Genomic DNA, 19,761 nt, shown 5'->3' with positions numbered 1-19,761 from the left:
TTTTTCTTCCGAGCCCCGGTGGCGCCGCAGGCGGGCCTTCCCCGCCCTTGGCCGCGTGGCGGCGAAGACGCAAACGACCGGAAATTAACACTTAGGTCGGATAGACGCGAGCCCACGAGTTCTGGCAAAAGGACAGCTTTTGCGTCGGCGATTTGCTTCTGGCCAGCGCCTCTTCAAGATTCGACCTTGGCCAGCCCGAGTATGGACAATATAGACCTGCAAACAGCCATCGCTTGGACAGAAGCGCTAGCTGCCGGGCCAGAAGCCGAGAGGATTTCCCAGTGTGCGCCGTCTCTGGCGCTAAACCGCCTCCGTGCGAAGGTCGCAGGCATACTGGTCTGCGCCCCGGGCCAAGACGAATTTCTGCCGGAAGCACACAATATTACGGCAGAAGGCTACGAGAGACTCCCCATCCAGTCGCCTTGTGTTCCGCTCGCAGAAGCACTGGAACTTCTCCAAAACAAAGAAGGCCCGGACGTTTTGGCGTTTGAGGCTGAAAGCGACGCGACCCATAACTCCGGCTACACGATAGAGCATTTGCTCTGCGCGCGGATGCGCGCTGGCGGCAAGACCGTAGGAGTAATGTTCGTCAGACGAGGCAAGTGCTTCGAAATGGCCGAGCACTCAGAGTTGCGCTTCCTCTGCACGCTCAGTGCGTCCGCGCTGCAGAATGCTCGTCGCCATACAACAACGGACATCCCTTACCAGGTTCGCGAGATCCTCAACACGAACATTCTGGGTATTCTGATTTGGGAACGTGGCGGCAAGATCATCGAGGCAAATGAGGCTTTTCTTCGCTTTCTCGACTATGTCGGCCATGAGGGCTCATTCCCGATGTCCCTGGACGCGCTAACGCCCGATGAATGGAAGCCGGCAATCGATCGCCGGGAAGCCTTGTTCCGATCCGGTGGCGTTCTCCCGCCGTTCGAGCGCGAATTCTTCCGCCGCGACGGTAGTAAGGCCCCCGCCTTGGTCACTGCAACTCGTCTTGGCGAAGGCGCCGACCGGCGGGTCACGTTTGTCCTCGATCTCACCCACCGAAAGCAGACCGAAGAAGCGCTCGCCAAAACGAAGGCTGAGCTCGCACACGTCGCCAAGATTTCCGCCCTCAGCGCCCTCACCGGCTCCATCGCTCACGAGATCAATCAACCGCTTACCGCCATCGTCGCAAATGGGTCGGCTGCCATACGTTGGCTGAACCGGCCGACGCCTCGGGTTGAAGAAGCCCTGGAATCTGTGGAACGCATGGTTCTCGATGGCCATCGCGCTGGTGCCGTCATCTCAGGCATTCGGTCTCTACTGAAAAAGCATCCCGGCAAGACAGAGCCCATCAACCTGAACGAGCTGATCGAAACAACGGTACGACTGTTCCGGCACGATGCCGCGCGATCGAAAGTACAAATCACATTGGAGCTGGCGCCCAACCTACGGTCTGTTAATGGTGATGCCGTCCAGCTTCAGCAATTGCTCGGTAACTTGTTTGTAAACGGTATCGAGGCAATGTTGGATTTGCCGCCGGAGGCGCGGTCGATGACCATGCGCTCGACCGCCGAAGGCAATTGGGTCCAGGTCTCTGTCCATGATGCAGGCAAGGGACCAGACCTTCAGACCATAGACCGCATCTTCGACCCCTTCTTCACAACAAAGCAAGAAGGGCTCGGCATGGGCTTGAGCATCTGCAAACTGATTGTCGACGCCCATCAAGGACGGCTATGGGTCAATCGCGCCGACAATGGACACACAGTTTTTCGGTTTGCCCTACCCATCGGGGCAGCCGAAGGTCTTCGTTCTTGAACGCTTGGCGATGGCCCGGGCCGTCATGGCCCTGCTGCGAACGTCTACCACCGTGCCACACGCCGGCCGACCACGATGACGACCCGGCGGGAGTGCCCGGCCTTTCCAGATGAAGGGCCCGAGGAGCTGTCACTGAAAGCAGGTGCACTGTCTTCGTCGACCTCATACTTTTGGGGCCTCTATGTCGACGTCACCGAATTCGCCCCCCTTGTCCGCAGTTCCCGCATCCCGGGGGTCATAGTGATCCCTACTCGAACATTTGACCTCTGCTGCCCGCCTAGATGATAATACTTCCCATTTACGATGGGAAGCTGGGGCGGCATCAAGTGAAGATGGAAGCTATGCGTGCTTGGACTTTTCGGAACGTCCCGGTTGCCCTATCGTCGTCCCACTTTAGGCGGGCGCAAACCGTCTACTTGGCGTCATAGACATGGCTTCGTCGCGCCTGCGTGCGCTAGGGTTGTATGCACATTATCAGGAGCTTGTTAGCACCTGGACGCGCAAGCTAAGCAATCGGCATGCGGCTGAAGACCTGTCGCAGGAAGCTGTATTACGCGTCCTGGAAGCAGCCGTCGCGCCCGACCAGCCCCGAGCCTACTTGCACCAGACGGCGCGCAACATCGCTGTCGACTCCCTGCGAAAACAAGGTTCCTGGGAACAGGTGCCGCTCGACGATGTCGCGTCTTTCCATGCGCAAGCTGGCAACCCCGAGGCTGATCTGCATGCTGTACAGCTCGCCGGCAGAATTGAGGTAGCCTTGGCCGAATTGCCCCTGAAATGCCGTCAAGTATTTATCTGGCAGCGACTGGATGGCTGCTCCCAGCAGGAAATCGCAGACCGTCTTGGTATCTCGAAGAATATGGTCGAGAAGTATATGATTCGCGCGATGCGTCACTTGCGCGACCAATTGGGTCCGCTCGCCCCTCACTGATCGCCCACGATGTCCGCCTGCCCTCTTCCGTGCAACAGCTGTCCTGACGGATGTCACGGTTCCAACCCCACGCTGCTGACTGCATGAACTTGCCAGACGATCTTCGTTCGACTGCCGCACGCTGGTTCTCGCAGGCCAAGGATCCAAATTTTGGTCCGGAACAGCAAGAGGCACTGTCGATGTGGCTCGACGAAAAACCCGAGCACCGTGCCGAGTATGCCGCCTTGGAGCGTATCTGGGCGGCTGCCAGCACCATCGATCCCGCTAGCCTGCGTCGCCTCGCTGCAACAACGGGAGTCATGGACGTTGGTACGGGCCCGGCGTTGGCAGCGCGTTCGTCCGGCCACACGCAAGCAAGATCGCCCACCTTTCGCGTTGCCATCTGCATGGCCACGGCTGCAGTGGCCTTGGGCGTTGCTTGGCTCGGCTGGCATCAACATGGCTCGTCGCCCCAGATGGCGAACAATGCCGTTCCTACCCAACCCGACGGGATAACCGAATATCGCACAGAGCCTGGCGAACGCAAGACTGTACGGCTATCGGACGGCTCCAGCGTCGAGCTCAATACACGCACCCGCATGGTGGTCCGTATTGCCGCCACCGGCCAACGGTCCGTGGATCTGCTCGATGGCGAAGCCATGTTTGACGTCGCGCACGATGCCACGCGACCGTTCGTGATTCAATCGGGCAGCAGCAAGGTAACCGTCACGGGTACTCGCTTTGACGTTCGCCGTGGTCCCTCAAAGACTGAAGTCGTCGTCGAGTCCGGCTCCGTCATCGTCCAAGGCCTCGGCGATGGCCAGGCCTCGCGCTTGTCGGCCGGCCTGGGCACTACCGTCGACAGCCAAGGCACCGTCGCACCTACTGCCTCCGTAGATTTGGCGACAACGTTGGCATGGAGAACCGGCAAGCTGGTTTTCAATAATGCGCCGCTAGCAGCGGTCGTGGCTGAAGTTTCCCGTTATCGTCGGCAGCCCGTGCGCGTTGCCGACGATGCGACGGGAATGCTGCGCTTGAGCAGTGCTTTCAGCGCAAACGATACCGATGGCCTCCTGGCCGCTCTGCCACAGATGCTCCCAGTTAGCGTCCGCCAGCTACCGGACGGCAGTGCAGAAATATATTTGCGCTAACCATTCAGGTTTCTTCTTCGAATTACGTCTTCCTGATCGATAGCTTGGCCATTGGCCAGCTTTCCATCTACCAAAATTCCTAGAAGAAACCTAACGTGACACAGTACTTTGAAGTTTCGCGCGACCGGACGAACGGGTCGAGTCGTGCCGTTGGACGGTTTGGGTCGACGGCTACCCTGACGGTAGCCCTCCTGCTGAGCGCTGCCACATTGCCAGCCGCGGCACAGTCCACCGGCGCCCCGATCGTCATCCATATCGAAGCGCAGCCGCTATCCGACGCGCTGTTGCAGTTAGGCCGACAGACGTCTCTGCAACTGTTCTTCTCGCCCGCACTCGTCGCAGGCAAGCGCGCGCCAGCGGTCCACGGCAACATGGCGCCCGAGCAGGCATTGGATGCGCTGCTCAAGGGCAGCAACATCCGCTACCAACGCAACGGCAAGCAAGGCTTCGTGCTGCAGCTGGCGGGAGACGCGCATGCCGCAACGCAGCAAGGTGCCGCCGAAGCCATCGCGGCCGACGCTGGGCGCGATGCTGTGCAAATGCTGGCGCCTGTCGAAGTCACCGCGTCACGTACATCAAGCGACCTGGTACGCCCAACGCGCCAATCCACCGTCATTGAGCGCGCCGAACTGGAGGAGCTCAAAACCGGGTCGGACAGCCTCGCTACGGTGCTGGCCAAGGTGATTCCGGGCATGGCAGATTCGAGCCATACCGTGACCGATTTTGGCCAGACGCTGCGTGGCCGCGGAATGCTGGTCCTACTGGATGGCATTCCGCTCAATACGAATCGTGACTCCGCGCGCAACCTAGCCAATATCGATCCTGCACTGGTCGAGCGTGTCGAGGTCTTGCGCGGCAGTAGCGCCATCTACGGCAGCGGCGCAACCGGGGGTATCGTCTCCATTACGACTCGCCCTGCTGGCGGCGAATTCAAGGCCGACACGACTGTATCGATGAGCACCCCGTTGACGCGCCTGCGCGCCGACGGGCTGAGTGCCAACGTCCAACAGCACTTTTCCGGCAGCGCCGACATCGTCGACTATGCCTTTGACGTCGGAGGACGTCATATCGGCAACTCCTACGATGCCAAAGGCCAACGCCTTGCACCGGAACCCAGCCAGGGCGACCTCTTCGATTCGAATAACTACAACGTTGGGGGAAAATTAGGGCTGCGCTTTGCGCCGGATCAACGCATCCAGCTCGGGGTGAGTCACTTCAATGCCAGCCAAGACACGCGTTGGGCCTCGGACCCAAGCGTTGCGAAACTACCCGCCGGAAGCGTGCCAGCGCGTGCCATCGATGGCCTGCAACTGGCTGACCAGAACCAGATTCGCAACACGCTCGTCAACCTGGAGTACGAGCACCGCGACCTGCTTGGCAGCCTGGTTTCGGCGCAGTTCTATTACCGCGACTATTTCACACGCTTCACGCCTTTCGACGCACGTGCGGTAGCGACGCGCGGCGGTAACGTCGACCAAGCCACCCAAAATTCTGAGGTTTTCGGTAGTCGACTGACCATCAAGACGCCAATCGGGGCAGCCAAGGCCACACGCGTCATTTGGGGGATGGACTTCGAGCAGGAACGAAGCGACATGCCCATCGACATCTTCAACGCTGCCGCGTACGACGCCAGTGGCGGCCGTATCTTCAACAAGATTGGCACCTTGACTTATATGCCGCCAATCACGACACGGAGCCTCGGTGGCTTCGCACAGCTTCAACACAAGTTCAACGAGCAATGGTCCACCGAAGGCGGGCTTCGCTACCAGTACGCACGGGCGAGCTTTGACGACTTCGTACCGCTATCCCAGTCTCGCCTGGCAAATCCCGCAACGGTCAAGGGCGGCTCCGTGGATTACAGTGCCGTACTTGGCAATGTCGGCGTCGCCTACAAGCCGGTCAAGAACCACGAGTTCTACGCCTCGTTCAGCCAGGGCTTCAATTTGCCCGACATCGGTCTCCAGGTTCGCAACGCGCGGGCCGGTTTCGATATCGGGTCTTCGGACCTCAAGCCCGTCAAGACCAACAATTACGAGCTCGGCTGGCGCGGCGGTTTCGGCAACACGCTAGGTTCGTTGGCCATTTTCTACACGACGTCCGACCTCGGCGACGTGCAGAGCTTTAACAACGGGCTGATTCTCACGCGGACGGCGGAGAAGATCTTCGGGGTCGAGGCCGCGGCGGACTATCTGTCGAACGACGAGCGCTGGGGCGCAGGTGGCACGGTTACCTGGATGCGCGGTCGCGAAACGCCCCAGGGCATGAGCGACCAACAGATGACCGGCTACCGAATTCCGCCGCTCAAACTCACTGGATACGTGCAGTTCCGGCCGACTCCGCAATGGAACAACCGACTTCAGGCTACATTCTTCGCGGGGCACGACTATCGCCTTAACGGCGTAGACAGCTTTGGTCGGCGCGATGTCGCAAGCTACACGACGCTGGACCTCATCAGCAGCTACCAGGTCACGAAGAAGGACACCGTCACGGTGGGTATCCAGAACCTTCTGAATCGCTATTACTACCCGCTCTACAGCCAGCTACTGCGCAACAGCAATAACACGAGCCATCTGCCAGCCGCCGGCATTACCCTGACGGCCATGTACAAGCATCGGTGGTAGTAACTAGGCGGGAGGCATCTCCCGCCTTCGTTCTCCCCTGCGCTTCAACACCAACGGAATCAGATCTTCTTGCGATCGCTGACCACGACGAGCGCTTGCGCCTGGACCTTTCCTACCGAGCGCGATCTGTGCGGGATGGACGCATTGAAGTAGAGCGAGTCGCCGGCGCTCATCCGCACGGTGCGATCGTCAAATAGCACTTCCATTTGCCCGGATACCACGAAGATCAGCTCTTCGCCGGCGTGGCTGGCCATCGGCTGGTCTTCGGCCAATGTGAATGGCGGCAGCATGATGAATGGCTGCATGGCCTTGTCCGGCCGTTCTGTCGCAATCGCCTCATAGGTGTAGCCCTGCCGCTCGGCCGATGGACTGAACGGAATCCGGTCGCCCGCTTTCACGAGCAGGATCTCCTTGGCACGCGATGCCTTGGAGATCAGTTGATCGACCGTTACCGACAGCGCTTCAGCGAGCTTAAGCACGGTGCCGATCGTCGGCGACGACAACCCACGTTCGAGCTTGGATAGATAGCTCTTGGTCAGCAACGCGCGCTGCGCCAATTCCTCGAGCGTCAGGCCGTTCAACTTCCTCAGTTCTGCCAGCCGCTCGGCGATGCCGGTTGCCGCAGGCTCCGCGCTCACTTCTTGCTTTTTCGTCATCCCCAGAACCGCAATTTTCATGCGCCTGCACAGGCGCTTCCATGGCCCGCGATTGTACGGCCCCCACACGCCCCCGACAACTTAGTTGCACTCATGACACCTTGGTGTCATGCTAGACACACTTGTTTCCATCCCTGCTTCAAAAAAACGCCCCCTAGGAGAATGCAAGTGAGTCCCTGCCGCCCCCGTTGTCGTGACCTGCCCTTGGTCGCGCTATCTGCTGCACTGTTGTCGAGCCTTCCCCTTGTCGCGCACGCGGCAGAGTATCCAGACAAACCCATCACCCTGGTCGTCCCGTTTGGCGCGGGCGGCATCACAGACCTCGTGGCCCGCGCCACGGGCAAGGCGCTTGCCGAGCAACTCGGTCAATCAATCGTCGTGGAGAACCGTCCCGGTGCGGGCGGCAACATTGCGGCGGACTTTGTGCGGCGCGCCCGACCAGACGGCTACACGCTGATGTTTACGACAGTCGGCATACTGGCCGTCAACCCGCATACCGACGTCAAGGTCAACTTTGACAGCGCAAAGGACTTCACCTACATCTCGCTGGTGGGCTCGACACCGCATCTGGTGGTGGTGAATGCGGACGTTCCTGCAAAGACCCTCCCCGACATGATCAAGCTGGCCCAACGCAAGCCGGACGCCGTCAGCGTCGGCACCGCTGGCGTCGGCAGCTCGCCCTATCAAGGGATGCGTGTGCTGCAGGACGTGGCAAAGGTCGAGTTCCTCCATGTGCCATTCAAGAGCGGCGCGGAGTCGGTCACCAATGTGGTCGCGGGACAGGTAAACATGACCTTCGAGGCGACGCCTCAGGTCATGCCGTTCGTGACCTCAGGCAAACTTCGCGCCCTGGCCGTGGCAAACCCGCGACGACTGTCTACCGCGCCCCAGGTGCCGTCGACAGCCGAATTGGGTTTCCCGACCGTGGTGTCAGGCTCGGTCGCTGGCCTCATCGGCCCGGCAGGGCTCGACCTCGCCATTGTGAAAAAGCTCAACGCCGCTGTCGCCACGGCAATCGCGAATCCGAAGTTCAAAGCAACCTTGGTGGCACAAGGCACGGAGCCACTCGGCTCGACACCTGAACAATTCCGCACCCTGATTGCGGAAGAAAATCAACGATGGTCTGCGCTGCTCGGCGCAGGCGATCGAGCAAAATAAAACACACACCCATTCCCAACACGCTCCAGCACATCCCAGAAGGACACACCATGGCTGACACGATGCAACTGAGCAAGGGCGAGATCGTTACCGCCTCGCTCCAGAAGATGCAGACCGAACTCCGGGCTGACAAGATGCCGCTGCGCGAAGCGGTCGCGGAAACCTGCCGGATCCTGTTTGCTTTTGGCCACGACTCCGGGCTCTCGGGCCAAATCACGGCACGTGCCGAAGCGCCCGGCACGTACTACACCCAGCGCCTTGGCCTGGGTTTCGACGAAATCACGTCGGACAACCTGCTGCTCGTCAACGAAGACCTTGAAGTCCTGTCGGGCAGCGGCATGCCTAACCCTGCCAACCGCTTCCATTCGTGGCTCTACCGCGCCCGCCCGGACCTGAACTGCATCGTGCATTCCCACGCGCCTCATGCCTCCGCGCTGGCGATGCTGGAGGTGCCGCTGACCATCTCGCACATGGACACGTGCGTACTTTACGATCAGACGGCTTTCCTCGAAAAGTGGCCTGGCATTCCGGTGGGCAATGAAGAGGGAGAGATCATCTCCACCGCGCTCGGCGACAAGAAGGCGATTCTGCTCTCGCACCACGGCCTGCTGGTTGCCGGGGCTTCGGTGGAGGAAGCCTGTGTTCTGGGCGTGATGTTCGAGCGGGCGGCCCGCCTTCAGCTACTGGCAATGGCCGCCGGCGAGATTCAGCCGATTTCTCCGGAACTGGGCCGTGAGGCACAGCGCTGGGTGAGCACCCAAAAGCGGTTCGAGGCAACTTTTGCCTACTATTCGCGTCGCGCCCGTCGTGAACTCGGTGCGAATTGACCCCGCTTCACGGTAATCCACAGTAAGGACCGACTGCGTGGCTGCCCATCCTGCGGGCGGCCGCGCAACGGCGATGCAGAAGTCTGCAGCACACGTGAGACCCCACATCCCGTTGCCGGCGCGGCGAGACCAACCGTGGGAGTCAGCTCTCGACCCCGACTAGCGGTGGCATAACGTCTACCGAAATCGGGCAGACATAAGGCTTACCACCAAGGCGGTGGACCGGCACTTCATTGCCCTGGCCGCACTCAAGGCCCTGGCGGATGATGGCACGGTGCCGCAAAGTATCGTCGCCCAGGCCATCCAGCGCTACGGGGTGGCAGAAGTCAAAGTCGATCCGTCCTTCGGTTAAGCGTTGGTTGATGGGCTGCTGTCGAGGATGCAGGCGACTAGTATTGCCTGGTCCCCGGCGGCAGTTCTCGGCCAGCTAGCGTCATTTGCAGATGGTCGAATGACCGCTGAAGAGTGAGGCACCGCCAGCAAGCCCAGGCTTGCGCCATACATGACCTAACCGATAGAGATAGATACAGTGCGACGAATCGACATACGGATACGGCGATGGCCAGGCCCACGACCTGGCCATCGAGCGCCGCCATGCGGGACAAGCTCTGCCCCAAAAACTACGCCAATCCACCGACGACTCTCGGAGATCGGTCCTATGAGTGGGCGGACGGCGCTGGCTTTCAGTGCGTCACTGCGTAGGTGGTTGTTATGACACTGGGCTGAAGTTGTACCGAGTTGAGCGTCGCTATCAGAGAGAGCGCGCCATCGGCGCCAATCATGAACTGTGAGACGGTGGAGGCCTGATTGTTCACCACATAGGCATACTTGCCAGACGGGTCCACGGCGACCGAAGTTGGGAACAATCCAACATTGACACTGGCCCCGGCCATGGGCGAGAGCGCGCCGTCAGCACCAATTGTGTACTGCGAGACGGTGTTGCTCGAGTTGTTTGCCACGTAGGCATACTTGCCAGACGGATCCACGGTGACCGAAATCGGGTTGGAACCAGCACCGACACTGGCTATAGCCATCGGCGAGAGCGCACCGTTGGCGTCGATCGTGTACTGCAAGACGGTGTTGCTCACGATGTTTGCCACGTAGGCATACTTGCCAGATGGATCCACGGTGACCGAAGCTGCGCCGATAGCACTAACACTAGCGACGACCATTGGCGAGAGCGCGCCGTCGGCCCCAATCGTGTACTGTGAGACGGTGCCATCCGTGAGGTTTCCAACATAGGCATACTTGCCAGACGGATCCACGGTGACGGCATTCGGGGCGAGCCCAGTATTGACACTGGCTGTGGCCATCGGCGTGAGCGCACCGTCAGCACCAATTGTGTACTGCGAGACGGTGTTGCTCACGTTGTTTGTCACGTAGGCATACTTGCCAGACGGCGCCACAGTGATGGCCCACGGGAAACTGCCAGCATTGACGCTGGCCGTAGCCATCGGCGTGAGCGCACCGTCGGCGCCAATCGTGTACTGCGAGACGCTGTTACTCTGGCCGTTTGCGACATAGGCATACTTGCCAGACGGCGCCACAGTGATGGACCACGGGAAACTGCCAGCATTGACACTGGGCGTGGCCATAGGCGAGAGCGTACCGTCGGCCCCAATCGTGTACTGTGAGACAGTGTTGCTCCCGTTGTTTGCCACATAGGCATAGGCATTACGCGTGCACGTCACGCCGATGCTGGTCACGTTGCCTGCAGAAACTGCGCCGGATCCGTTGGCCACCGTACAGGTCTGACCGGCCGGCTGGGCCGCCACGGACAGCGCATAGGATGTCGCGCCCAGTCGCGGCGTCGGCATGGTGAATCCGCCGTTCGTGCTGATCACCTGCGTGTCGCCATTGGTGTCGGCCAACTGCAGGCTCGTGCCGGCGATCAGACCCGATACGATGCCGCCCACCGTATAGGTGGGGGGCAGCGACGCGTTGCGCGAGAGCGCCGCGTTGGCGCACAGCCGGCCGCCTGCCGGGGAGTCTGCGCAGGCGGTCAGCGTCGCCGCCCCGGCGGCAGTGGCAGAAGCGGGGCTGGCAACCTGGGCGCTGCGGCTGTCAGCGGCCGGCGTTGCCACGAAGCTCGCGTCATCGCTCGTCCACGACCAATTGGTGAGATCCCCGATGCCGTCCACGCCATCCGAGCGACGCACCGCCACCGACACGGTTTGCGCGGCGCCGCCGGCCGTCACGGCCAGGGTCGCGGGCGTCAGCGCGAGCGTGTATGACTTGGCCTGCGCGGCCTGCACCACCAGGTGGGTGATGCCCGACGCGCCGCCGCCACCAGGTAGCGTCGCCGTGACCGTGATATCGGCGACGCCGGCAGCGAGTGTCTGCACCGTCGCATAGATGCCAACGGGTGCGATGACCGAGGCAGCGGGCGCCTTGTCCGAAGCGGACACCACGGTCGCCACGCTCGGATCGGACGAAGTCCAGGCAAAGCTGGCCCCTTTGATCTCGGTGCCGTCGGCCGCGAGCAGCGTCGCCTTGAGCGTCAGTGTGCCGCCGGCCACCGGCGCAGCGCTGCCGGTGTCGAGCACCAGCCGCGATGCCGCCGGCGTCGCGGCTGGGGTGGATGGACTGTCGTCGGAACCGCAGGCGGCAAGCAGCGCCGCTGCGAGCAAGGCAAGGCCGACAGCGCGCGCGCCGGCCAGAGCGTGTGGAAACATGGACCTAACCCGTTTGATATGAAAGAGGGCCGTACCCTTGCGGGCCAGCGGCCAGTGGCACGCTCTAACGGCGTGCGCTGCGCGCGACTGTAGCAGTGCAACACATTCACCACACCCCCCATTGGGGGTGACTGGTCAACAATGCCCCTTTAATGCCAGCTATGTTCCTGGTGAGACATCTCCATGCCTTCTTGCCAAGAGTATGAAATCGGATCCCAGCCGCTCCTGACTACTTGTCGGCCGAAACCCTCGCGCGTTGGCATTGCGGCCGCTCTCCAGTGAGCCGGTAGCCGCCATGTGCCGGCCCCCCTTTCCCAAACAAACGATGGCAGAGGGCGGCAATAAAGCAGCCGCTCACCTCGAAGATATCGGCTGTCTCAAAAGGGTCGGCTACAGCCTGTCGCTGCGGGGTTCTCCGACCGCCTGGGCAATCGGGCTCTTCCCGGCCATGAGCGGACTGCTGCAACTCGCCCTCGAATGTCCCCCTCGGCTTGAACACCGAGTTCCTAAAAGCCATACGTATGGCAGCGCCCGACCCTTGGGAACGCTTCGCTGTCAGAGTGACGCATAGGACATATCTCGTCTGCACCCGTTTGACGTCGCCTGCAGGAAATAGGGCGTCGCATCGACGACGCGCACCAACTACGCGCGCGCCCCCAGCGCTCTGTTTGCTCCGGCTCTAAGCAGTCGGCTAGTCAAACCAAAAAATAATTTTCTTAAAAATCAAGCGCTTTCCGCCAGATTTGCTACTGCGGGGTTGTCCCTACCTTGCCTGTGGCCTGCTCCTTGCATATAACTTTGCAATGTCAACTGTCGACAGCCGACAGAAAGCCAGATGTCCCCGAGCGTCGTGCCTTCCAACCAGCAAGGATCATGAAACCCATGGGCAACACTGTCTCCGCAATCCCCCTCCATTCCATGTCTTCCGCAGAACAGCAAGTTCGTGAAGACCTGGCCGCAGCGTATCGGCTCGTCGCGCTGTACGGCATGGACGACAGCATCTACACCCATATTTCAGCGCGGGTGCCGGGCACGCACGACCGGTTCCTGATCAACCCCTTCGGCACGCTGTTCCGCGACATCACGGCATCTTCGCTGGTCTGTATCGACCTCGACGGGAACATCATCAGCGCACCGCCCGGATGCGACGTCAATCCCGCCGGTTTCACCATCCACAGCGCCGTGCACGCTGCCCGGCATGACGCGGCCTGCGTGCTCCACACGCATACCGTGGCCGGCGTTGCGGTGTCGTCGCTGGCGTGCGGGTTGCGGCCGGCCAACCAGTGGGCGCTGCAGTTTCACGACCGCGTGGCCTATCACGACTTCGAGGGCATTGCGCTCGATCTCGAAGAACGCGAACGGCTCGTGGCCGATCTGGGCCCGCAAAAGCGGGCGCTGATCCTGCGCAATCACGGCCTGCTCACGCTGGGCCGTAGCGTGGCCGAAGCCTTCATCCTGATGCACAACCTAGAGCGCGCCTGCCGCGTGCAGGTTGCCATCCAATCAACCGGCCAACCCGAGTACGTGGTGCCCGCCGAGATCCGCGAACGCACCGCACGCCAGTACGAAAGCGGCGATACCAATCGCCTGCCCGGTGCTCCCGACCCGTACGCGCGGGAATGGCGCGCCCTGCTGCAGCGCCTGGCGCCGCAGACAGAAGCCTCGTACCACGCATAGTCGCACGGCGCCCGAATTCATCGATCAAGTAAAACACCGCGCCCGTCGCGCGGTGCGGGCCCGTTCGCCCCTGCCAATTCACATCACCCGAAATTCTGCCCCCCAGGAGAGATTTGTCATGAATCGTCGCGAACTGATTAAGTTGGGTGCCGCCGCAGGTGGCCTGTCGCTGGCCGGTGTGCCATTCCACGTGCTTGCGCAGGGCAAGAAAGGTGGCGTGATCAACGCGCTGGTGCAGCCGGAGCCGTCCGGCCTGATGATCGGCATCACCCAAAACGGCCCCACGCAACTGATCTCAGGCAACATCTACGAGGGCCTGCTGCGCTATTCCGAGAACATCGATCCCCTCCCCTCGTTGGCCACGTCGTGGACCATCAGCCCCGACGGCACGCTCTACACGTTCAAGCTCAAGCGCAACGTGACATGGCATGACGGCAAGCCGTTCACATCCGCCGACGTGGTGTTCTCCGCCGATGTCTTCCTGCGTAAGACCCACGCCCGTCTGCGCGCTAACCTGGCCCCCGTGGAATCGATCCGCGCCGTGGACCCGTACACGGTGGAGTTCAAGCTCAAGTATCCGTTTGGCCCCTTCCTCAATATCTTCGAGGTGGGGTCCATGCCGATGGTGCCGAAGCACATTTACGACGGTACGGACTTCCTGACCAACCCGGCCAATGCCCGGCCCATCGGCACCGGTCCCCTCAAGTTCAAGGAATGGGTGCGGGGCTCGTACATCCAGCTCGTGCGCAACGAGAAGTACCACGAGCCGGACGTCCCGCTTGTCGATGCGGTCTATTTCCACGTGATTCCCGATGCCGCAGCGCGGGCCGCCGCATTTGAATCGGGCAAGGTAGACCTGGTGCCGGGCGGCACGGTCGAGTATTTCGATGTGCCCCGCCTGGCCAAGCTGCCAGGCGTGCAGACCTCGACAAAAGGCTGGGAATTCTTCGCACCGCACTCCTGGCTGTGGGTCAACCATCGCAAGGGCGTGATGGGCAATGTGAAGTTCCGTCAGGCGATGGCGTTTGCGATCGACCGCGATGCCATCGCCAAGGTAGCGTGGCAAGGCTATGCCAAGACCGCCACCGGCCCCTTCAATAGCCACATCAAGTTCTACAGCACCGACGTCGCCAAATATCCGCGCGATCTCGCCAAGGCCAAACAGCTGCTGTCCGAATCCGGCTACAAGGGGGAAACGCTGCGCCTGCTACCGCTGCCCTACGGCGAGACGTGGACGCGCTCGGCGGAAATCGTGCGGCAGAACCTGCAGCAGGCCGGCATCAAGATCGAGATGACACCGACCGACGTTGCCGGCTGGATCGAGCGGCTGAACAAGTGGGACTACGACCTGGCGTTCACGTACGTCTATCAGTATGGCGATCCGGCGCTGGGCGTCGCGCGCAACTATACGTCCGACAACATCGCCCAGGGCTCGCCGTTCAACAACGTCGAAGGCTATCGCAACCCGAAGGTGGACGAACTGTTCGCGGCGGGCTCGCGCGAACTCGATCCGGCCAAGCGCGCCGAGATCTACAAGGCCGTGCAAAAGATCCTGCTCGACGAAATGCCCGTAGTGTGGATGCACGAGCTGAACTTCCCGACGCTGTTCCGCACGCGGCTGAACAACCCGATCAGCTCCGGTATCGGCCTCAATGACAGCCTTGGCCGTGCCTGGATGGCCTGATGGCGCCAGCCCCCGTACCTCGTTTGGAGTTCCGTCATGAGTCGTACCCAGCGTATGTTCAGCCGGCTGGTCCAGGGTGTCTTTGCCATCCTGGTCATTGCCACCGTCAACTTCCTGCTGATCCGGGCCGCCCCTGGTGATCCGGTCTCGGTGATGGCCGGCGAAGCCGGCGCCTCCGATCCGCAGTTCGTGGCCCAGTTGCGCGCGCAGTTCGGTCTCGATGACCCACTGCCGGTGCAGCTTGGCAACTACCTGTCCCACGTAGCGAAACTGGACCTCGGGTTCTCGTACCGGCAGCAGCAGCCGGTGCTCGACCTGATCGTGCAGCGGTTGCCAGCCACGCTGCTCCTGACGGGCACAGCGTTCGTGCTGTCGGTGCTGTTCGGTGTGGCGCTGGGCGCGTGGGCCAGCCGCCGCGCCGGCAGCCTGACCGACAACGCCATCACCACGTTCGCGTTGCTGTTCTATGCTACCCCGTTGTACTGGCTGGCGATGATGGCGGTGTTGCTGTTCTCCGTCCAACTCGAATGGCTGCCCGGTTTCGGCTATTTCACCGTGGGTGCGGACCTGCACGGCATGGCGCGTGTGGCCGATATCGCGCAGCACTTGATCCTGCCGTCGCTCACGCTGGCGCTGTTCTACATGGCGGTCTACGCCCGCATGACGCGCGCTTCGATGCTGGAAGTGGCGCAGATGGATTTCGTGAAGACCGCACGCGCCAAAGGGTTGCGTCCGGGCCGCATCCAGCGCGCGCACATTCTTCGCAATGCCCTGCTGCCGGTGGTGACGCTGGCTGGCATCCAGGCCGGTGGGATGATCGGTGGTGCGGTGCTGACCGAAACGGTGTTTGCGTGGCCCGGCATTGGCCGCCTGATGTTCGACGCCCTGCTGCAGCGCGACTACAACCTGCTGCTCGGCTGCTTCCTGGTCACTGCCGCCATGGCCGTGGTGTTCAACCTGATCACGGACTTCGTCTACACCCTGGTCGATCCGCGTATCGAGATGCAATGACAACCATGAAAACCAACCAATCCTTTTGGCAGCGCTTCTGCCACAACAAGGCTGCGGTGGCGGGCCTGGCGGTCATGGCCGCGGTGGGTGTACTGGCGATCTTCGGGCCCCTGATGGCGGGCAACGACCCGTGGGACATGGTGCAGCAACCGTTCCTGCATCCGATGCAAGAGGTCGGCTTCGCGCTTGGCACCGACACCATGGGACGCGACATCCTGGCCGGTGTAATTCACGGCGCGCGGGTCTCGCTGCTGATCGGTCTGGTATCGACGCTCGTCTCGCTGCTGATTGGCGTGACGCTCGGCGCGGTGTCCGGCTACTTCGGCGGCTGGATCGATGCGGCGTTGATGCGCTTTACAGAAATCTTCCAGTCAGTGCCGAGCTTTGCTTTGGCGTTGGTGCTGGTGGCGATCTTCGAGCCGTCGATCCTGTCGATCGTCGTGGCGATTGCCATCGTGTCCTGGCCGCCAGTGGCCCGGTTGGTGCGCAGCGAGTTCCTGACCCTGCGCCAGCGCGATTTCGTGGCAGCAGCGCAACTGGCCGGACAGTCGACCCTGCGGATCATCGTGACGCAAATCCTGCCTAACGCCATGTCACCCATCGTCGTGATGGCATCGCTGATGGTGGCAACAGCGATCCTGCTGGAATCGAGCCTGAGCTTCCTTGGCCTGGGCGACCCCAATCACATGAGCTGGGGCTACATGGTGGGATCCGCGCGCACCGTGCTGCGCCAGGCGTGGTGGATGGCCGTGTTTCCCGGTGTCGCCATCCTGCTGACGGTGCTGGCGCTGAACATGGTCGGCGAAGGACTCAACGATGCGCTGAACACGCGCCTGCGCAGAAAGGGACGGTGAACCACATGACTGACAACGCCAAGCAAGACACCGCACCGGTGCTCGATATCCGCGGACTCAGCATCCGCCTGCCGGAGGGCGGCGACCGCGCCCTGGCCGTCACCGATGCCTCGCTGACGCTGCATGCTGGCCAAACCCTGTGCGTGGTGGGCGAATCCGGCTCGGGCAAGTCGATGATCGCCAATGCCGTGATGGGGCTGCTGCCGCGCCCGCACGTCGAACCCGTGGCCGGCGAAATCCTGCTCGATGGGCAGAATCTGCTCACGCTCGGCGAGCCGGAACTGCGTCGCCTGCGCGGCCAGCAAATCGCCATGATCTTTCAGGAGCCGATGACCGCGCTCAATCCGGTCATGCGCATCGGCGAGCAGCTGGCCGAAGTGTTCGACGCGCACCTGAACCTCGGCGCGACGGAAAAGCGCCAGCGTATTGTGGCCGCGCTGGCCGACGTGGGTCTGCCCGAACCGGCACTGATCTACGACAGCTTTCCGTTCCGCCTGTCTGGCGGACAGCGGCAGCGCGTGATGATCGCCTGCGCGATGATCCTGGAGCCCAAGCTGCTAATTGCCGACGAACCCACCACGGCATTGGACGTGACCACGCAGGCGCAGATCCTGGCGCTGATTCGCGACCTGCAGCGCAAGCGTGGCATGGCTGTGCTGTTTATCACGCATGACTTCGGCGTCGTCTCCGAGATCGCCGATCAGGTGGTGGTGATGCAGACCGGCCAGGTGGTGGAAGCCGGGCAGGCTGCCAGCGTGCTCGGTGCGCCGCAGCATCCCTACACGCGCAAGCTGCTGGCCGCCATTCCTGGCGGCGAGGTTCGTCAACCGCTGGCCGATGCCGACAATGCCGAATACCATCGCGTGCTCCAAGTGCAGGACCTTTGCAAGACCTATCGCACTGGCGGCAGCCTGTTCCGGCGCGGGCGCGAGGTACCGGCCGCGCGCAACATCAACCTCGAACTGATGCGTGGCCAGACGTTGGGGCTGGTCGGCGAATCGGGTTCGGGCAAGTCGACGCTGGGCCGCTGCATCACCGGCCTCGCCCCGTTCGATAGTGGGCGCATCGTGTTCAACGGGCGCAACCTTCCTCAGGGCGGCAGCCTGATGCAACGCTCCGGCTGCAAGATCCAGATGGTGTTCCAGGATCCGTATGCATCGCTGAATCCGCGTCATCGCATCGGCGCAGCCATTGCGTCCGGGCCGATTGCCCAGGGCGTGCCGCGGGCCGAGGCCATGGCGCGAACGCTCTCACTGCTGGCACTGGTTGGACTGGGACCCGAGGCCGCCGAACGGTATCCTCATGAGTTCTCGGGTGGCCAGCGCCAGCGCATCGGCATTGCCCGGGCGCTGGCCATGCAACCCGAGCTGCTGGTGGCAGATGAACCCGTCTCCGCCCTGGACGTCTCGGTGCAGGCGCAGGTGCTGGAACTGTTCGCCACGGTGCGCGAGGAGTTCAAACTGGCGATGGTCTTCATCACGCACGACCTGCGCGTGGCCGCACAGATGTGTGACCAGATCGCGGTCATGCAACGTGGCGAAGTGGTGGAATATGGCGACACGGCCCGCGTGCTCGGCGATCCGCAACACGCGTACACTCGCAAGCTGATCGACGCCATTCCAAAACTGTCGCGCGAAGCCCAGCCTGCGCAAGCCGCACCAGATTCGGCCCATCAAATCGAGCGTCATGGCGCCGTGTGGACGTCTGGCGCAGAAGCGTACGCACCGCCAGCGCCAGCGATGGCTGCCCGCGCAGGAGGCTACGCATGAGCGCACTCCCCGCCGTGATCGCATCGGAGAGGCGCCGGTGCGTAGCACTGTTGAGCAGTGTGCTGGACATGTCGTACCTGGCGTCCGCCTTCCGTCAGGTCATGCCCGATGTGGACCTACGCTTCGGTGCAGACCTTGGCTCCCTGGACGACGTGGACGCCGCCGTGTGCTGGTATCCCCCGCCACACGTACTGGCCAGCATGCCCCATCTCAAGCTCGTGCAGTCACTGGGGGCCGGCATCGACCATTTCCACACTGACCCGCATCTGCCGCAGACACCGGCGCTGTGCCGCATAGTGGACACCGACATGGCCGGCACCATGACCGCCTACGTGACATGGGCGGTCATCCACCGGCAGCGGTCCATGGGCCACTATCTGGAAAGCGGCGCCGGCGCACAGTGGCAAGAGCAGCCCATCGTGCCCCCAGGCCGCCATTGCGTTGGCATTGCGGGGCTCGGCACACTGGGCGTGGCGTGTGCCCAAGCATTGCGCACCATTGGCTATCGCGTGCGCGGCTGGAGCCGCTCCGCCAAGGCTGACCTGCCCGATGGCATTGAATCATTCCACGGCCCCGAAGGGCTCGACGCCTTCCTGCAGGGTTGCGACACACTCGTGTGCCTGCTGCCCCTGACGCCGCAGACGCAAGGCTTCCTGAATGCCGAGCTGTTTCGACGCTTGCCCAAAGGCGCACACCTCGTCAATGTCGGGCGCGGCAGCCATCTGGTGGAGCCCGATCTGCTGCAGGCGCTGGAGGACGGCACGCTCAGCGCCGCCACGCTCGACGCGTTTGCCCAGGAGCCGTTGCCATCCGGCCATCCTTTCTGGCGCCATCCACGCATTGTCGTCACGCCGCATATTGCGGCGCGTACCGAAGCCATTGCGATTGCGCGGCAAACGCGTGACAACCTTGACGCGCTGGAACGCGGCGAACGTCCCGCCGCCATCGTGAATCCCAAACTTGGATATTGAGCC

The 19,761-nt window shown here is 62.1% G+C and carries 15 protein-coding genes; 13 read left to right on the top strand and 2 right to left on the bottom strand.

Annotation, left to right across the window (positions count from 1 at the left end):
• The first annotated feature begins 201 nt into the window (after positions 1 to 201).
• The 4 genes from CYJ10_RS21330 to CYJ10_RS21315 all read left to right on the top strand — a co-directional run bounded on the left by CYJ10_RS21330 (position 202) and on the right by CYJ10_RS21315 (position 6,476).
• On the top strand, positions 202 to 1,794 hold the full coding sequence (locus tag CYJ10_RS21330; protein WP_101683455.1) for a sensor histidine kinase: 1,593 nt from the start codon (positions 202 to 204) through the stop codon (positions 1,792 to 1,794).
• A gap of 430 nt (positions 1,795 to 2,224) precedes the next feature.
• Entirely contained in the window at positions 2,225 to 2,725 is a 501-nt protein-coding gene (locus tag CYJ10_RS21325; RefSeq protein WP_101683454.1) for a sigma-70 family RNA polymerase sigma factor, read from the top strand.
• 83 nt (positions 2,726 to 2,808) lie between these two features.
• Positions 2,809 to 3,855 (top strand): FecR family protein, encoded by a 1,047-nt coding sequence (locus CYJ10_RS21320; protein ID WP_101683453.1) that lies wholly within the window; start codon positions 2,809 to 2,811, stop codon positions 3,853 to 3,855.
• A 176-nt stretch (positions 3,856 to 4,031) separates the two neighbouring features.
• Positions 4,032 to 6,476: a TonB-dependent receptor gene (locus CYJ10_RS21315; RefSeq protein ID WP_101683580.1), complete on the top strand. Its 2,445-nt coding sequence runs from the start codon at positions 4,032 to 4,034 to the stop codon at positions 6,474 to 6,476.
• Positions 6,477 to 6,535: 59 nt separating this feature from the next.
• Here the strand turns inward: CYJ10_RS21315 and CYJ10_RS21310 are convergent, their stop codons facing one another.
• Entirely contained in the window at positions 6,536 to 7,153 is a 618-nt protein-coding gene (locus CYJ10_RS21310; protein WP_257993446.1) for a helix-turn-helix domain-containing protein, read from the bottom strand.
• A gap of 183 nt (positions 7,154 to 7,336) precedes the next feature.
• Between CYJ10_RS21310 and CYJ10_RS21305 the strand changes: the two genes are divergently transcribed.
• From CYJ10_RS21305 to CYJ10_RS34880, 3 genes are all read left to right on the top strand, one after another.
• Positions 7,337 to 8,290 (top strand): Bug family tripartite tricarboxylate transporter substrate binding protein, encoded by a 954-nt coding sequence (locus CYJ10_RS21305; RefSeq protein ID WP_257993445.1) that lies wholly within the window; start codon positions 7,337 to 7,339, stop codon positions 8,288 to 8,290.
• 50 nt (positions 8,291 to 8,340) lie between these two features.
• Entirely contained in the window at positions 8,341 to 9,117 is a 777-nt protein-coding gene (locus tag CYJ10_RS21300; RefSeq protein WP_101683450.1) for an aldolase, read from the top strand.
• A gap of 217 nt (positions 9,118 to 9,334) precedes the next feature.
• The gene (locus CYJ10_RS34880; protein WP_257993444.1) at positions 9,335 to 9,469 is read left to right on the top strand and encodes a hypothetical protein; all 135 of its coding nucleotides are present in this window, start codon (positions 9,335 to 9,337) and stop codon (positions 9,467 to 9,469) included.
• Positions 9,470 to 9,800: 331 nt separating this feature from the next.
• Here the strand turns inward: CYJ10_RS34880 and CYJ10_RS21295 are convergent, their stop codons facing one another.
• The gene (locus tag CYJ10_RS21295; protein ID WP_101683449.1) at positions 9,801 to 11,792 is read right to left on the bottom strand and encodes a beta-propeller fold lactonase family protein; all 1,992 of its coding nucleotides are present in this window, start codon (positions 11,790 to 11,792) and stop codon (positions 9,801 to 9,803) included.
• 882 nt (positions 11,793 to 12,674) lie between these two features.
• Here CYJ10_RS21295 and CYJ10_RS21290 point away from each other — a divergent pair.
• From CYJ10_RS21290 to CYJ10_RS21265, 6 genes are all read left to right on the top strand, one after another.
• The gene (locus tag CYJ10_RS21290) at positions 12,675 to 13,469 is read left to right on the top strand and encodes a class II aldolase/adducin family protein (protein ID WP_257993443.1); all 795 of its coding nucleotides are present in this window, start codon (positions 12,675 to 12,677) and stop codon (positions 13,467 to 13,469) included.
• A 118-nt stretch (positions 13,470 to 13,587) separates the two neighbouring features.
• Positions 13,588 to 15,153: an ABC transporter substrate-binding protein gene (locus CYJ10_RS21285; RefSeq protein ID WP_101683447.1), complete on the top strand. Its 1,566-nt coding sequence runs from the start codon at positions 13,588 to 13,590 to the stop codon at positions 15,151 to 15,153.
• 36 nt (positions 15,154 to 15,189) lie between these two features.
• Positions 15,190 to 16,164 carry an ABC transporter permease gene (locus tag CYJ10_RS21280; RefSeq protein ID WP_066733179.1) on the top strand — a complete coding sequence of 325 codons (975 nt, stop codon included), beginning with the start codon at positions 15,190 to 15,192 and terminating at the stop codon, positions 16,162 to 16,164.
• A gap of 5 nt (positions 16,165 to 16,169) precedes the next feature.
• A complete protein-coding gene (locus CYJ10_RS21275; protein WP_374703289.1) occupies positions 16,170 to 17,018 on the top strand; it encodes an ABC transporter permease in 849 nt (282 codons plus the stop codon).
• A gap of 5 nt (positions 17,019 to 17,023) precedes the next feature.
• A complete protein-coding gene (locus CYJ10_RS21270; protein ID WP_101683445.1) occupies positions 17,024 to 18,787 on the top strand; it encodes an ABC transporter ATP-binding protein in 1,764 nt (587 codons plus the stop codon).
• The gene (locus CYJ10_RS21265) at positions 18,784 to 19,758 is read left to right on the top strand and encodes a 2-hydroxyacid dehydrogenase (RefSeq protein WP_101683444.1); all 975 of its coding nucleotides are present in this window, start codon (positions 18,784 to 18,786) and stop codon (positions 19,756 to 19,758) included. The genes CYJ10_RS21270 and CYJ10_RS21265 overlap by 4 nt, the downstream gene beginning before the upstream one ends.
• Positions 19,759 to 19,761 lie beyond the last annotated feature (3 nt).

Origin of the sequence: Cupriavidus pauculus (assembly GCF_002858765.1) — a bacterium.
In the GTDB taxonomy this organism is placed as follows: Bacteria; Pseudomonadota; Gammaproteobacteria; order Burkholderiales; family Burkholderiaceae; genus Cupriavidus; species Cupriavidus pauculus_B.
Note: the sequence above shows the minus strand (reverse complement) of the source record. Positions and strands in the feature narration are given on the sequence as shown.